Below are 13,992 nucleotides of genomic sequence, written 5' to 3' on the forward strand. Positions count from 1 at the left end.
AAGGGGCACTCTTGCTGCTCGTCCACCTGATTAGCGAGCCGCTACCGCCGGAACCAGTCAACTCTCGGAGAGAAGGTCAGGCTCGCCGACCGGTGAGCCCGGCGATCATGCCGACCGGCAGACGGATGGCGAGCAGCAGCGCCGCCAACGCACCGGCTGGACCACCACCGGTGAGCGCATCGCCCTGCCCGTCGGAAATCACGCGCACGACCGGCGCCCGGAGGCGCAGGAGACGCCGACGCCCGACGCGGCGGATGAGATCGACGCCGGCCAGACCGTCGCGCCGGCTGAAGCCGCCAAGCTCGCGGAAATATCCCCGGGAGATAATCAGACCCTGGTCGGGATAGGTCACGCCGGCACAGCGGCCGAACAGGCGCAACAGATAGTGCTTCAGGCTGCCACCGAGCGTGTCGTCATCGGACGCGAGACGGAAAACGGCTGCGAAGCGACTGTCACCATGCCGAAGGCGCCGCTCGACCATAGCCTGGAAGTCGCTCTCCCAGCCCGGATCGAGCAGAACGCCAGGACGCAGGAACATCAGAAAGTCGCCCCTCTGGGCCGCCGCCGCGCCTATGGCGCATCGAGCCCAGGCGCCACCGGAGCCGGCCATCAGATCGCACCCAGTGCCCTCAGCGACGAGATGCGTCTGGTCGTCGGAACCGCCATCCACCACGACGACCTCGCGCACCGTTCCATCCGCAGCCGCGGTGACCAGCGTCGAAAGGGTACGAGCGAGAGCTTCCTCGCTGTTCCGAGTGGGGATGACAACCGAGATCATACTTTCGTTCTAGCGGGTTTTCCTGGGAAGTGCGAGCCCATCCTAACGCCGACGAGCAATCGCCATCTCAGGTCGGCTGGGGCCTTCCCTGTCGGACGACAAACGGCCTGCGAGGAACCTTTCCAACAGCTGGAGGAAGTGGATATCAACAGAATGTTCTTGACCCGTTCTCATTCCGACATAAGATCAAATCATGAACATCGAATGCCACCACCTCATCGAGCCCATCCCGGCGCCGGAGATCGCCGAAACGGCGGTTGCCGCCGGACGCCGGCGCGGCCGGGGTGCTGGCATCAATCCTTCGGGTCGGTTCGAGGCCTATGCCCGCACCGACTTCGACGACGGCTGGGGCGACAATGAAGAGTTGCCGCCGTTCAAGACGACAGTTCAGATCGAGCCGGCGCGGTCGGTCATCACGCGCAACGATAGCCCGGACATATCCTTCGAACGCTCGCTCAACCCCTATCGGGGCTGCGAGCACGGCTGCGTCTATTGCTACGCCCGACCGAACCACGCCTATCTCGGTCTGTCGCCGGGACTGGACTTCGAAACCCAGCTCTACGCCAAGACCAACGCTGCGGAAGTGCTGGAACGCCAGTTGGGCGCGCCGTCCTATCAGCCGAAGGTGATCGCCATCGGAACGGCGACCGACGGCTACCAGCCGATCGAGAAGGAGCAGCAGATCACCCGGCGCGTGCTGGAGGTGCTGGCGAAGACCCAGCATCCGGCGCTGATCATCACCAAGTCGGCGCTCGTGTTGCGCGACATCGACATTCTCCAGCCCATGGCCGCCCAAGGACTCGTCAAGGTAGCCATTTCGATCACCACGCTGGACCGTCGTCTGGCGCGCGCCATGGAGCCTCGCGCCTCCAGCCCACAGCGACGCTTGGAAGCCATCCAGAAGCTCACGGAGGCCGGCATTCCGGTCGGCGTCATGATGGCGCCGGTCATTCCGGCGGTCACCGACAGCGAGATCGAGCGCATCCTGGAAGCGGCCCATACTTTCGGCGCCCGCGAGGCCGGTTATGTGCTGCTGCGCCTGCCTCTCGAAGTCTCGGAAATCTTTCGCGAGTTTCTACTGCGCGAACTTCCGGGCCGCTATCGGCATGTCATGAACGTCCTGAAGTCGATGCGGGGCGGCAAGGATTATGACGCCGAATGGGGCAAGCGCATGCGCGGTACCGGCCCTTATGCCTGGCAGATCGGCCGTCGGTTTGAGCTGACCGCCAAGCGCCTCGGCCTCAACAAACATCGGGTGAAACTCGACACGGAGAAGTTCGTTAAGCCCGGTAACGGAGGCGTCCAGCTCAGCCTGTTCTGAAAGAAACGTCCCTCCCCTTGACGCCCCCCATCGTCGCCGACACTTCTGGGGGCGATGGAAGGCAAGGGAGAGAGCGATGAAACTCTTCGGCGGTGGCGCCAAGTTCGACTGGAAAGACCTGAAGGCGCCCGAGCTCGATGACTTCGAGGCGATGGCGGCCGAGGCCTATGCCGCCTTGCCGGCCGACTTCCGGGCAATGACCGGCGAGATCGAGATCCGCGTGGCCGACTTCCCTGACGAGGAAGTCGTCAAGGAAATGGAACTCGAAAGCGATTTCGACATTCTCGGCCTGTTCCATGGCACCGGTCTCGCCCACGACGCCGCCATACCGGAAACCGGGCGGTTACCCAACCGTGTCTGGCTCTATCGTCGCCCCATCCTCGACTATTGGGCCGAGCACGAAGAGACGCTGGGCGATATTGTCGCTCATGTTCTGGTCCACGAAATCGGTCACCATTTCGGGCTCAGCGACGACGACATGTACGATCTTGAGGACAGCGAACCGTGACCGATACGAGCACCTTGCGCATTCTGAAGCCGGCACGTGGTGTCTTCGCCTATTACGACGGGCGCATACTGGGCGTCCGGCTGCACTCGGAAGCGAAGAACTGGCTCGACGATGGTGCCTACAGTCTCGGCATCGCCTCCTACGCCATCGTGGAGGGCAGCGAAGCAATCGTCTTCGACAGTCACATTTCGCTCGACCACGCCAGAGCCGTGCGACGCCACCTCGAAAGGCTTGGCGTCACCCGGTGCAAGCTTGTGCTCAGCCACTGGCATGACGATCATGTTGCCGGCAACGCCGTCTTTGCCGACGGACCGATCGTAGCCCACCGCCTGACGCGCGAGGCGCTCGCCGCCAACCGCGACAAGCTGGAAAACGGCGACCCGGCGATCCGGCCCCTGGTCATGCCGACCGACGTGTTCGACGACGAGATGAAGCTCGTGGTCGGGAACCGTGTCGTCGAGGCCTTGCACTTCGACATCCACAGCGCCGATGGCGTCGTGTTGCGGCTTCCCGACGCCGGCCTTCTTCTTGCCGGCGACGTGGTGGAGGACACGATCACTTACATTTCCGAAGCCGATCGCACGCCAACGCATATTTCGGAGCTGGGCCGCCTCGCCGCCCTCTCCTTCGCAAGCATTCTGCCGGCGCACGGAGACCCTGGGCGGATCGCGGCGGGGGGCTACGACACCGGGCTTGTCACGGCCAACCGCAGCTACCTGATGCGGCTTCTCGCTGGCGAGGGGCGCGACGGTGCGCCGCTCTCCCGCTTTGTCGCCGAGGACGTGGCGGCCGGCCGTATCGACTATTTCGAGCCATACGAGGCGGTGCATCAGGCCAATCTCAAGGCACTCGCGGCGGCCGGTCTTTGATTTCCCGCCGCCGCGAGCGTCAAGACCTCAGCCCTTGAGGATCGCGACATTTTCCTTCACCCAGGCGTCCACCCGACGCGCTGGATGACCGGTCAGCCTTTGCACATCGTCAGTCACGACAGCCGTCCAGCCCTCGCGAACCGGATAGAAGATCGAGGCGAGGAAACGGGCGTAGACCTCGGGAACCCCGGCGCCGACCAGCGTGGAGACGAAGGTGTCGTCGTCGACCGCCTGATAGGCGACTGGCTTGCCGATGGCCTCGGAGATCAGCGCGGCGGCTTCGGCGTAGCCAAGCGCTTCCGGTCCGGTGAGATTGAAAGCCTTGCCGTCGAAACGATCGGTCGTCAGAGCAGCGGCGGCACTGTCGGCGATGTCTCGCGTATCAATGAAGCTGGATTTTCCCTCGCCAGCCGGCACCGCGATGACGCCGGCGGCGTCGATGCCGGGCTTCCAGTAATTGATGAAGTTGTCGGTGAACCAGTTTGGCCGCAGCACGACCCAGCGGACGCCAGACCTCTCGAGAGCGATTTCCACCTGACGGTAGGGAATGGAATCGTCGGCATCGACGCCCAGAACCGACTGCAGCACCACCTTGACGCCACGTGTCGCCGCCGCCTCGATGACCGGCGACAGCAGCGCCTTGGCCTCCGTGTAACCGCCCGGCAGCATGACGAAAGCGCGATCGACATCTTCGAAAGCGCTGGGGAAGGTCAAGGGATCGGCCACGTCGAAGACGACCCCTTCGGCGCCCTCAACCGGCTTGCCGCTACGGGATGCCGCCTTGACCGCCTCGCCCCTCGCCAGAAGCGCCTTTACGAGCGGCCGCCCAACGTTGCCGGTGGCGCCGAGAACGAGAATCTTGCCAGCCATATCGAAACTCCTTAGTATCTGAGTGAAACCTTGTTTCGTCTTGGAACATAGTCAATTCTGGAAACTATTGAAAGAAGGCAGTTTCCAGTGACCAGGTTTCCCTCGGGAAACCAACGAAAGGGCACCGATGACCCCCGCTTACGACGTCTTTGACGATCGCTGTCCCACCCGCATGGTACTCGACCGGCTGGCCGACAAATGGGCGCTGCTGGTGCTCGACCGGCTGAAGGGTGGCCCGGTGCGGTTCAATCATCTCCGACGCGACATCCGCGGACTGTCCCAGAAGGTGCTGTCCCAGACGCTGAAGCGTCTCGAACGTGACGGACTGGTAAAACGCACCGTTCATCCAACCGTTCCGGTCAGCGTCGATTATGCGTTGACCCCGCTCGGCCAGACGTTGACCGAGACGGTCGCCGCCTTCGCTCATTGGGCCGAACTCAACATGGACGCGGTTCTCGCCGCCCAGGCCGCCTATGATACGGCTTCGGTGGGCTGACAGGTGGGCTGCCATCGGCAATCTCACGCTTTTTGAAGTGCATTGTCCGTGCTATCGCCGGGGCGGTTGGTCGATTGCCGGCCTGGAGATTGAGAATGCGCGCCATATTCTATGAGTTGTTCGGCCAACGCCCCGAAATCCGCACCCTGCCCGACCCGACGCCGGAGGCGCACGGCCTTGTGCTGAAAGTGGAGGCCTCGGGAATCTGCCGCTCCGATTGGCACGGCTGGATGGGGCACGATCCCGACATCGCGCTGCCGCACGTGCCCGGCCACGAGTTCGCCGGACGCGTCGTTGCCGTCGGCCGCGACGTCCGCCGCTTCCGGGTAGGCGACCGGGTCACCATGCCCTTCGTCGCCGGCTGTGGCGGCTGTCCGGAATGCGGCTCGGGCAACCAGCAGGTCTGTCGCAACCAGACCCAGCCCGGCTTCACCCATTGGGGCTCGTTTGCCGAGTATGTCGGCGTGCACAACGCCGATGACAACGTGGTGGCGCTGCCTGACGACATCGATTTCCCGACCGCGGCCAGCCTCGGCTGTCGCTTCGCGACATCCTTCCGCGCGGTGGTCGACCAAGGGCGCGTACGTGGCGGTGAATGGGTCGCCGTGCACGGCTGCGGCGGCGTGGGCCTGTCGGCTATCATGATCGCCGCGGCGATGGGCGCCAACGTGATCGCCATCGATATTGCCGACGACAAACTCGAGTTTGCCAAGACGATCGGCGCCGCGGCCACCATCAACGGTCGCACCACGCCGGACGTTGCCAGCGCCATCCGCGACCTGACGGGCGGCGGCGCCCACCTCTCCATCGATGCGCTCGGTCACCGGGTAACCGCCCGCAATTCCATTCTCGGCCTCAAGCGGCGCGGTCGCCACGTGCAGGTCGGTCTGATGCTCGGTGACGACACCGAGGCGCCGATCCCGATGGCGCGCATCATCGGCTGGGAACTCGAGGTTTATGGCAGCCACGGCATGCAGGCTTGGCGCTATGACGACATGCTCTCGATGATCGCCACCGGCAAGCTGGCGCCGCAAAAGCTGATCAACCGCCACGTCGGGCTCGACGAGGCGATCGATCTGCTTATCGGCATGGACCGGTCTCAGGAGACCGGTATCAATGTCATTACCGACTTCGGCTGACGCCTACCTGGCGGAGAAGAACGCCGGGTGGAAGGCGATCGGCCTCCAGACCGGCGGTTCTTCGAAGGCGAGCGCCTGGACATAAGGGTCGGGCACCCCCTCGCAAGACAGGCCCGGCCGGGCGACAAAGCCGAAACGACCGTAGTAGGTCGGTTCGCCGACCAGAACGATGCCGGTCGCGCCCAGGTCTGCCAGCTGCGCGAGACCGGCCCGAACCAGCGCCGAACCAACACCGCTACGCTGCAACGCTGGTGTCACGGACAGTGGTCCCAGGCCGAACCAATGGCCGGACATGTCCGTCTCGACGGGCGAAAAGCCGGCGTGGCCGACGATTTCACCGGCCGGATCGATGGCGACAAGCGACAAAGCCAACACGCCGGCAGCGCGCAGGTCACGGATGATCGCCGCCTCGGTGCCACTGGCATGGGCAGCGGTCAGAAAGGCAGCCGTGGTCAGTTCGCCGATGGCGGACTGATCGGCCGCCATTTCACTGCGGATGACAAAACTCATTTTCTTCATTTCCGATTGCATGACAAAGCGGCACGGCTGCCGCCAGGGCAGTCGCGCGTCGACGTTGCGTCGGAACGAGCCGGACCCGGACCAAAAGATCCGGGCGCGGCTCAACCCGCAGTGTCCGATCGGAAAGGAAGGCTAGTCATCGTCCCGTCGCCCTCAGAAGGGGATGTCGTCGTCGAGATCCGACGAGAAGTTGGAAGCCGGGGCGCCACCACCCTGAGCGCGACCACCGCCGCCGCCCGAACGAGCAGGCGCGCGGTCCATCGGACCGGACGAGCCATAGTCCGAACCGCCATCGCCGAAGTCGCCCTCGCTGCGACCGCCGCCTTCGCCACGGCTATCGAGAATGGTCAGCTCGCCACGGAAACGCTGCAGCACGACTTCGGTGGTGTAGCGTTCCTGACCGGACTGGTCGGTCCACTTGCGGGTCTGAAGCTGGCCCTCAATGTAAACCTTGGAGCCTTTCCGCAGATACTGCTCTGCGACCTTGGCCAGATTCTCGTTGAAAATCACCACCGAGTGCCACTCGGTGCGCTCCTTGCGCTCGCCGCTCTGGCGGTCGCGCCAGTTTTCCGAGGTGGCAATGCGCAGGTTGACCACGGCGTCGCCCGACCCCATCCGCCGCACCTCGGGATCGCGCCCGAGATTGCCGATCAGGATGACCTTGTTGACGCTGCCTGCCATGGCTTTCTTCCCTCAAACTCGTTACCTTCGGCCCGGCGCGTTGGCGCATCAGACCGGCCGGACCATGCCGGCAACACGGCTGTACGTTAACGCCGGCACCAAACCCGCGATACCCCGGCCCGGAAGCGCCACCTCCTTTTCCACAGTGAGAAAAGGGCTGGCGTCCGAGCCATGTTCCTGATACGTTCTAGACGTTTCATGAGGATGTCGCAACCGAATTCCGAGGCTTTCCGCGTTTCATCACTGGATCCGGCGGCATGGCTGCCGCGCGTGCCGGCGCCTTGCAGGTTCCCCGACGATCCTGACAGGATGCGACAGCAGACCCGGACTAGCTTGGCGCGCCTCGGGCCGCCCAGTTCATGAGCTTCGGGCAAGACAATCCGCTTCCCGCCCTCCCCGGGATACGCGACAAGGACGACGACTGACATGCCGAACAAGCCGACCAGCATTTTCGATCAGGCCCGGCGCTCCCTTTCGGTGCGCGGCGCGCGCGAACATAATCTCAAGAACATCGACGTCGATTTGCCGCGCGACAGCCTGATCGTCATGACCGGCCTCTCCGGTTCGGGCAAGTCTTCGCTCGCCTTCGACACCATCTACGCCGAGGGTCAGCGCCGCTATGTCGAGAGCCTCTCGGCCTATGCCCGCCAGTTTCTCGACATGATGCAGAAACCGGACGTCGACCAGATCGACGGCTTGTCGCCGGCCATCTCCATCGAGCAGAAGACCACGTCGCGCAACCCGCGCTCGACCGTCGGCACCGTCACCGAAATCTACGACTACATGCGCCTGTTGTTTGCGCGCGTCGGCGTGCCGTATTCGCCGGCCACCGGCCTGCCGATCGAGAGCCAGACCATCAGCCAGATGGTCGACCGGACGCTGGAACTGCCCGAGGGAACGCGCCTCTACCTGCTGGCTCCGATGATCCGCGGCCGCAAGGGCGAGTATCGCAAGGAGTTCGCCGAACTCCAGAAGAAGGGCTTCCAGCGCGTCAAGGTCGATGGCGCCTTCTATCCGATCGAGGAGGTCCCTTCCCTCGACAAGAAGATCAAGCACGACATCGACATCGTCGTCGACCGCATCGTCGTCAAGACTGACCTCGCCGCCCGCCTCGCCGACAGCTTCCAGACGGCGCTGGCGCTCGCAGACGGCATCGCCGTGCTGGAACTTGCCGACATTGCCGAGGGCGAGACCGAGCCGCGCCGCATCACCTTCTCGGAAAAGTTCGCCTGTCCGGTCAGCGGCTTCACCATTGCCGAGATCGAACCGCGCCTGTTTTCCTTCAACAACCCCTTCGGCGCCTGTCCCAAGTGCGATGGCCTCGGAACCGAGCTGAAGTTCGAGGCAGATCTGGTCGTCCCCGACGACAGCCTTTCCCTGCGCGGCGGCTGTGTCCTGCCATGGGCGAAGACGGGCGCTTCGTCACCCTATTATGCGCAGACCCTCGAGGCGATCTGCCGCCATTTCAAGGCGTCGATGACGACGCCCTGGAAGGATCTACCGCAGAGGGTGCGCGAGGTCATCCTCACCGGCTCGGGCGGCGAGGAGATCTCCTTCACCTATGACGACGGCCTGAGGACCTACACCACCAAGAAGCCCTTCGAGGGCGTGGTGGGCAATATCGAGCGCCGCTGGAAGGAAACCGATTCCGACATGGTGCGCGAGGAGCTGGGCCGCTTCCAGTCGGACCACCCTTGCGAAGCGTGCGGCGGCTACCGGCTTAAGCCGGAAGCGCTCGCCGTCAAGATCGCCGGCCTGCACATCGGCCAGGTCACGCAGATGTCGATCCGCGAGGCGGTCGTTTGGTTTTCCGGTCTGCCGGACCAGCTCACCGCCAAGCAGAACGAGATCGCCGTCCGCATCCTCAAGGAAATCCGCGAACGCCTGCGCTTCCTCAACAATGTCGGTCTTGAGTATCTGACGCTGTCGCGTTCGTCCGGTACCCTGTCGGGCGGCGAGAGCCAGCGCATCCGCCTCGCCAGTCAGATCGGCTCGGGTCTCACCGGTGTGCTTTATGTGCTCGACGAGCCATCCATCGGCCTGCACCAGCGCGACAACGACAAACTGATCGAAACGCTCAAGCACCTGCGCGATCTCGGCAACACCGTGATCGTCGTCGAACACGACGAGGACGCCATCCTCGCCGCCGACTACGTGCTCGATGTCGGCCCAGGCGCCGGCATTCATGGCGGCAAGATCGTCTCCGAAGGTACGCCGGCCGAGATCATGGCCGATCCGGCCAGCCTCACCGGTCAGTATCTGTCCGGCGCGCTCGCCATTCCCCTGCCCGACAAGCGACGCAAGCCGCAGAAGAACAAGTACATCCGCGTCGTCGGCGCCCGAGCCAACAACCTCAAGGACGTGACGGCCGATATTCCGATCGGCCTGTTCACCTGCGTCACCGGCGTGTCGGGTGGCGGCAAGTCGACGCTCTTGATCGACACTCTGTTCAAGGCGGCGGCGCGCCGCCTCAACGGTGCCCGCGAGCAAGCCGCGCCGCATGATCGCATCGAAGGACTGGAACTGCTCGACAAGGTGATCGACATCGACCAGTCACCGATCGGTCGCACGCCACGTTCCAACCCGGCCACCTACACCGGCGCCTTCACGCCGATCCGCGACTGGTTCGCCGGCCTGCCGGAAGCCAAGGCGCGCGGCTACGGGCCAGGTCGCTTCTCGTTCAACGTCAAGGGTGGCCGCTGCGAGGCCTGTCAGGGCGACGGCGTCCTCAAGATCGAGATGCACTTCCTGCCGGACGTCTACGTAACCTGCGACGTCTGCAAGGGCCATCGCTACAATCGCGAGACGCTGGAGGTTCTCTTCAAGGGCAAGTCGATCGCCGACGTGCTCGACATGACCGTCGAGGAGGCCTGCGATTTCTTCCAGGCCGTGCCGGCCATCCGCGACAAGATGACGGCATTGCGCGATGTCGGTCTCGGCTACGTCAAGGTCGGCCAGCAGGCAACGACGCTCTCGGGTGGCGAGGCGCAACGCGTCAAACTTGCCAAGGAGCTGTCACGCCGGGCCACCGGCCGCACGCTCTACATCCTCGACGAGCCCACCACCGGCCTCCACTTCCATGACGTGGCCAAGCTGCTCGAGATGCTGCACGAGCTGGTCGAGCAGGGCAACACGGTGGTGATCATCGAGCACAATCTCGAGGTCATCAAGACCGCCGACTGGCTGGTCGACCTCGGCCCCGAGGGGGGCGACGGCGGCGGTCGCATCGTCGCCGCCGGTACGCCGGAAGAGGTGATGAAAGTCGACGCCAGCTACACCGGCCGGTATCTCCGAGAACTGCTCGACCGCCGCCCGCAAAGGCGCAGCGCGGCGGAGTAAGCGCCACAAACCCGTTCATTCCGCCGGCCAGCCGTGAAGTCAGCGGCCGGTGGGTGCGGGGTTCGGCCGCCAGTCGGACGAGGCAAGGTTATGCGAGAGAGTCCGAAAACAGTGATAATGCATTGTTTTATTTAAGGATTCATCGCCTTCATACTCTGATTCAAGTGAGGCGATCTTCACATTTTGATTCAGGATGAGCCACTTCACCCTCAACGGCAGAACAGCCGCTTGCCAGCGGCTGGTGCGCGGGCTACCTCAGAGGCTCGATATCCAGACGCGAGCAAGCCTATGGTCCTTTCCCTCCTGCCCGACCTCGGCAAACGCACGCTGGTGATGGGCATCCTCAACGTCACTCCCGACAGCTTCTCCGATGGCGGGCGCTACGCCTCGGTAAAGACCGCCCTAGCCCATGCTCGGGCCATGATCGCCGAAGGCGTCGACATTCTGGATGTGGGTGGCGAGTCGACACGACCCGGCGCCACGGAAGTTGGCGCCGAGGAAGAGATAGCCCGTGTCCTCCCGGTGATCGAGCGACTCGCCGCCACCGAGCGCACCCCGCCAATCTCCATCGACACCTACAAGGCAAAAACAGCCGAGGCAGCGCTCGGAGCTGGTGCGAGGATCGTCAACGACGTCTGGGGGCTGCAGCGCGAGCCGGACATCGCGTCGGTTGCCTCCGCCCATGGCGCAGCCGTCGTCGTCATGCACAACCGAGGCGACGTCGATCCAGCAATCGACATCATCGAGGATATGAAAGCCTTCTTCACGCGCTCGCTGGAGATCGCCCGCAAGACCGGCATCCCGGACGATCATGTCATCCTCGACCCGGGTGTCGGCTTCGGCAAGACGTTCGAGCAAAACGTCCAGGCTGTGGCCCGCGTCGGCGAACTCAAAGCGCTCGGCTTTCCGGTGCTGATGGGGACGTCGCGCAAGCGCATGATCGGTGCTCTGATCGGACCCGAGCGACCGGTCACCGAGCGGCTTCATGGCACAGTTGCCTCGAATGTCGCGGCGATCCTCGCCGGCGCCGACATCGTTCGCGTCCACGATGTCGCAGCCCATCGAGACGCCGCTGCCGTCGCCGACGCCATCAGAAAGGAAATGCGATGAGCGATCATATCCGCGTCCATCGGATCGCCGTTTTCGCTCGCCACGGCCTGCTTCCCGAGGAAGCGGCAATCGGGCAACGCTTCTACATTTCGCTCGACGCATCGGTCGATACCCGCGCCGCCGGCACCAGCGACGACCTCACCAAGTCCGTCTCCTACGCCGACATGACCGACATTGTCGTCGGCATCGCCACGACACGCCGCTTCAATCTGTTGGAGGCGCTCGCCGAATCGATTGCAATCGATATTCTCGCAACCTTCCCGCTCATCGAGGCGATCAGCGTCTGTGTCGAGAAGCCTTCGGCGCCCGTGCCCCACGTTCTCGACACCGTGTCGGTGGAGATCACCCGGAGTCGTGCCGATGGCTAAGGCGGCGCTCAGCCTTGGCGGCAACATAGGCGACGTCCGCGCGACCATCGCAGAAGCTCTGCGTCTGCTCGAAGGGGCCGGCGTGAGACTGGTTGCCCGTTCGTCGGACTACCGTACGCGCCCATGGGGCAAAACCGACCAGCCGGATTTCACCAACGTGTCGGCAGTCGTGGAGACGGTGCTGACCCCGCTTCTGCTGCTCGCCACCTGTCTCGACGTGGAACGCCAGCTCGGACGGGTTCGTCACGAGCGGTGGGGGCCGCGCCTCATCGACATCGACCTCATCGCCTATGACGATGTGAGGATGGACACTCCAGAACTCACGCTGCCGCACCGACACGCCCACGAACGCGGTTTCGTGTTGATTCCCCTTGCCGAGATCGCTCCGGACCTCTTGATTGGCGACAGGACCGTTGCCGAGCTGGCGGCCCGATTCGCAAACGACCCGATCGAAAAGCTCTGACGGTAGCGGAGGCCGGCCATGACCGCACTACAGGTGACCGTCGCAACGGCGGACGAGGCAGAGGCTGCCATCGCAGCTGGCGTGACCATGCTTTTCGCCGCTGGCGATGTAGGCGAGGCAGCGTCTCCCCTTTCAAGCTCCGAGCTGCGCGCCATAATGGCCGTTGCTGGCGAGAAGGCAGAGGTAGCGGCGTCAGCCGGGGGCCTGGAGGCTGACGGCTTGGCCGACCTGGCGTCGACGGGCGTCACAGCACTTGTCCTACCGGTGCCGACCGGCGATGCGGGCGCCGCCATGCTATCGCAGATCGGCCGTTCGATGGCCGCCAGCGTCAAGCTGATCGCCGCCTTTCCCCCCGAGGCCGGGCCGGACTTCGACCTGCTGCCGGTGGCGGCCATAGCCGGCTTCTCCGGCGTCTGGCTTGCCGCGCCCGAAGCTTCGGACGGACTGACCAAGGCCGTCAAGCTGGCTGACATCGCCCGCTTCATCGCCGCCGCGCGTCGGTCGAAGCTCAGCGTCGGTCTTTCCGGTGGCCTGCGCATCGTCGATGTCGGCACCCTGCTGCCGCTTCGGCCGGATCACCTTGGCTTCCGCGCCGCCGTGTCGGAGGATGAAGACCCGGCGAAACCGCTCGATCCGGCGCGCATCCGCGCCGTCGCCGCAGCCTTCGCCATTCACTCGGTACGGCCTGCACCAGACGAGGCTTGAAAGACTCGATAGCTCGCGGCTCGGAGATCAGACGATCCAGCCGCTTTCGAGCGCCGACACCCATTCCTCCCGCCCGGCTTCCCGCGCGAGGCGAACGACATTAGCGGTGTCGTAGGGCACGGCATGGTGCACCACCGCCCAGCCGTTCGCTCGCTTCTCGGCGATGGCATAACGGGCTTCCGGCGCGCCGACCTGCATGATGTGGACCGGCGCATCGTCGGTATAGCCCTGCAAACCGACGCTACCGGGATTGACCACCACGGCGCCGCACTTCAGGCGCGCAATGCGCGGCACATGGGTATGGCCGCAAAGAAGCAGGCTCGACGGGCCTATCGCTGCCGTCACCCCTCGCGCACGGTCCTCTACCAGATCACGGTCGGCAAGCCGCATGCGGCCGCCTTCGACCGTTTCCAGCCAGTACTCGATGTCGGAGGCCGGCGTTCCATGCCAGGCGATCACCGGGCCGACCGACAAAGAGGCGGGCAATCCTTTCAGCCAGGCAACATGGGCGCCGGAAAGCTGGTCGTAGGCATGGCCGTCCGACGGCCCCATTTCGGAACGCGGCGTGGTGACGAGCACCCTGTCATGATTGCCGGCGATGCAGGCAATCGACGATGTCATCAACATGTCGGCGGTTCGTCGCGCCTCAAGCGGACCCGAGAGATGGTCGCCGAGGCAGAGCGTGGCATCCACCGAACGGTCGGCAAGATCATCGAGCACGGCCGTCAGCGCGTCGGCATTGCCGTGGATATCGGAGAGAATGGCGATCCGCATGCGAGGCTCCCCCTCAACTTCTCCAGGACGTGCAAGTTCCGGCCGGAGCATC

15 protein-coding genes are annotated in these 13,992 nt (G+C 64.4%); 10 read left to right on the forward strand and 5 right to left on the reverse strand.

The annotated features are described in order from the left end of the window. Positions 1-76: 76 nt before the first annotated feature. On the reverse strand, positions 77-778 hold the full coding sequence (locus M4J40_RS13735; protein WP_251754702.1) for a glycosyltransferase: 702 nt from the start codon (positions 776-778) through the stop codon (positions 77-79). A gap of 193 nt (positions 779-971) precedes the next feature. Between M4J40_RS13735 and M4J40_RS13740 the strand changes: the two genes are divergently transcribed. From M4J40_RS13740 to M4J40_RS13750, 3 genes are all read left to right on the forward strand, one after another. After that, complete coding sequence (locus M4J40_RS13740) at positions 972-2,099, forward strand: PA0069 family radical SAM protein (protein WP_251754703.1); 1,128 nt, start codon at positions 972-974, stop codon at positions 2,097-2,099. A 76-nt stretch (positions 2,100-2,175) separates the two neighbouring features. Beyond that, complete coding sequence (locus tag M4J40_RS13745) at positions 2,176-2,607, forward strand: metallopeptidase family protein (protein ID WP_251754704.1); 432 nt, start codon at positions 2,176-2,178, stop codon at positions 2,605-2,607. After that, on the forward strand, positions 2,604-3,476 hold the full coding sequence (locus tag M4J40_RS13750; protein ID WP_251754705.1) for an MBL fold metallo-hydrolase: 873 nt from the start codon (positions 2,604-2,606) through the stop codon (positions 3,474-3,476). Before M4J40_RS13745 ends, M4J40_RS13750 begins: the two co-directional genes overlap by 4 nt. A gap of 27 nt (positions 3,477-3,503) precedes the next feature. Here the strand turns inward: M4J40_RS13750 and M4J40_RS13755 are convergent, their stop codons facing one another. Beyond that, positions 3,504-4,346: an SDR family oxidoreductase gene (locus M4J40_RS13755; protein ID WP_251754706.1), complete on the reverse strand. Its 843-nt coding sequence runs from the start codon at positions 4,344-4,346 to the stop codon at positions 3,504-3,506. A gap of 127 nt (positions 4,347-4,473) precedes the next feature. On the opposite strand from M4J40_RS13755, the gene M4J40_RS13760 reads away from it, so the two are divergent. Then, positions 4,474-4,842: a helix-turn-helix domain-containing protein gene (locus M4J40_RS13760; RefSeq protein ID WP_251754707.1), complete on the forward strand. Its 369-nt coding sequence runs from the start codon at positions 4,474-4,476 to the stop codon at positions 4,840-4,842. 95 nt (positions 4,843-4,937) lie between these two features. Further along, positions 4,938-5,981 carry a zinc-dependent alcohol dehydrogenase family protein gene (locus tag M4J40_RS13765; protein ID WP_251754708.1) on the forward strand — a complete coding sequence of 348 codons (1,044 nt, stop codon included), beginning with the start codon at positions 4,938-4,940 and terminating at the stop codon, positions 5,979-5,981. Positions 5,982-5,984: 3 nt separating this feature from the next. On the opposite strand, the gene M4J40_RS13770 is transcribed toward M4J40_RS13765, so the two are convergent. Then, positions 5,985-6,491: a GNAT family N-acetyltransferase gene (locus M4J40_RS13770; protein WP_251754709.1), complete on the reverse strand. Its 507-nt coding sequence runs from the start codon at positions 6,489-6,491 to the stop codon at positions 5,985-5,987. A gap of 162 nt (positions 6,492-6,653) precedes the next feature. Beyond that, complete coding sequence (locus tag M4J40_RS13775; protein ID WP_251754710.1) at positions 6,654-7,181, reverse strand: single-stranded DNA-binding protein; 528 nt, start codon at positions 7,179-7,181, stop codon at positions 6,654-6,656. Between the two features lie 426 nt (positions 7,182-7,607). On the opposite strand from M4J40_RS13775, the gene uvrA reads away from it, so the two are divergent. The 5 genes from uvrA to M4J40_RS13800 all read left to right on the forward strand — a co-directional run bounded on the left by uvrA (position 7,608) and on the right by M4J40_RS13800 (position 13,166). Beyond that, the gene (uvrA, locus tag M4J40_RS13780) at positions 7,608-10,520 is read left to right on the forward strand and encodes an excinuclease ABC subunit UvrA (protein WP_251754711.1); all 2,913 of its coding nucleotides are present in this window, start codon (positions 7,608-7,610) and stop codon (positions 10,518-10,520) included. A gap of 288 nt (positions 10,521-10,808) precedes the next feature. After that, complete coding sequence (gene folP / locus M4J40_RS13785) at positions 10,809-11,630, forward strand: dihydropteroate synthase (protein ID WP_251754712.1); 822 nt, start codon at positions 10,809-10,811, stop codon at positions 11,628-11,630. Then, positions 11,627-11,998 carry a dihydroneopterin aldolase gene (gene folB, locus M4J40_RS13790; RefSeq protein ID WP_251754713.1) on the forward strand — a complete coding sequence of 124 codons (372 nt, stop codon included), beginning with the start codon at positions 11,627-11,629 and terminating at the stop codon, positions 11,996-11,998. Before folP ends, folB begins: the two co-directional genes overlap by 4 nt. Continuing rightward, positions 11,991-12,461 carry a 2-amino-4-hydroxy-6-hydroxymethyldihydropteridine diphosphokinase gene (gene folK, locus M4J40_RS13795; protein ID WP_251754714.1) on the forward strand — a complete coding sequence of 157 codons (471 nt, stop codon included), beginning with the start codon at positions 11,991-11,993 and terminating at the stop codon, positions 12,459-12,461. The genes folB and folK overlap by 8 nt, the downstream gene beginning before the upstream one ends. A gap of 18 nt (positions 12,462-12,479) precedes the next feature. Continuing rightward, complete coding sequence (locus M4J40_RS13800; protein WP_251754715.1) at positions 12,480-13,166, forward strand: (5-formylfuran-3-yl)methyl phosphate synthase; 687 nt, start codon at positions 12,480-12,482, stop codon at positions 13,164-13,166. Between the two features lie 27 nt (positions 13,167-13,193). Here the strand turns inward: M4J40_RS13800 and M4J40_RS13805 are convergent, their stop codons facing one another. Next, positions 13,194-13,940: a metallophosphoesterase gene (locus tag M4J40_RS13805; protein ID WP_251754716.1), complete on the reverse strand. Its 747-nt coding sequence runs from the start codon at positions 13,938-13,940 to the stop codon at positions 13,194-13,196. Positions 13,941-13,992 lie beyond the last annotated feature (52 nt).

This window comes from Pleomorphomonas sp. JP5 (genome assembly GCF_023721815.1).
Lineage (GTDB): Bacteria > Pseudomonadota > Alphaproteobacteria > Rhizobiales > Pleomorphomonadaceae > Pleomorphomonas.

What these genes read in the sequence shown, in the direction of transcription:
- M4J40_RS13735 (WP_251754702.1), bottom strand. Translation starts at nt 778, where the DNA reads ATGATCTCGGTTGTCATCCCCACTCGGAACAGCGAGGAAGCTCTCGCT.
- M4J40_RS13740 (WP_251754703.1), top strand. Translation starts at nt 972, where the DNA reads ATGAACATCGAATGCCACCACCTCATCGAGCCCATCCCGGCGCCGGAG.
- M4J40_RS13745 (WP_251754704.1), top strand. Translation starts at nt 2,176, where the DNA reads ATGAAACTCTTCGGCGGTGGCGCCAAGTTCGACTGGAAAGACCTGAAG.
- M4J40_RS13755 (WP_251754706.1), bottom strand. Translation starts at nt 4,346, where the DNA reads ATGGCTGGCAAGATTCTCGTTCTCGGCGCCACCGGCAACGTTGGGCGG.
- M4J40_RS13760 (WP_251754707.1), top strand. Translation starts at nt 4,474, where the DNA reads ATGACCCCCGCTTACGACGTCTTTGACGATCGCTGTCCCACCCGCATG.
- M4J40_RS13765 (WP_251754708.1), top strand. Translation starts at nt 4,938, where the DNA reads ATGCGCGCCATATTCTATGAGTTGTTCGGCCAACGCCCCGAAATCCGC.
- M4J40_RS13770 (WP_251754709.1), bottom strand. Translation starts at nt 6,491, where the DNA reads ATGAGTTTTGTCATCCGCAGTGAAATGGCGGCCGATCAGTCCGCCATC.
- M4J40_RS13775 (WP_251754710.1), bottom strand. Translation starts at nt 7,181, where the DNA reads ATGGCAGGCAGCGTCAACAAGGTCATCCTGATCGGCAATCTCGGGCGC.
- uvrA (WP_251754711.1), top strand. Translation starts at nt 7,608, where the DNA reads ATGCCGAACAAGCCGACCAGCATTTTCGATCAGGCCCGGCGCTCCCTT.
- folP (WP_251754712.1), top strand. Translation starts at nt 10,809, where the DNA reads ATGGTCCTTTCCCTCCTGCCCGACCTCGGCAAACGCACGCTGGTGATG.
- folB (WP_251754713.1), top strand. Translation starts at nt 11,627, where the DNA reads ATGAGCGATCATATCCGCGTCCATCGGATCGCCGTTTTCGCTCGCCAC.
- folK (WP_251754714.1), top strand. Translation starts at nt 11,991, where the DNA reads ATGGCTAAGGCGGCGCTCAGCCTTGGCGGCAACATAGGCGACGTCCGC.
- M4J40_RS13800 (WP_251754715.1), top strand. Translation starts at nt 12,480, where the DNA reads ATGACCGCACTACAGGTGACCGTCGCAACGGCGGACGAGGCAGAGGCT.
- M4J40_RS13805 (WP_251754716.1), bottom strand. Translation starts at nt 13,940, where the DNA reads ATGCGGATCGCCATTCTCTCCGATATCCACGGCAATGCCGACGCGCTG.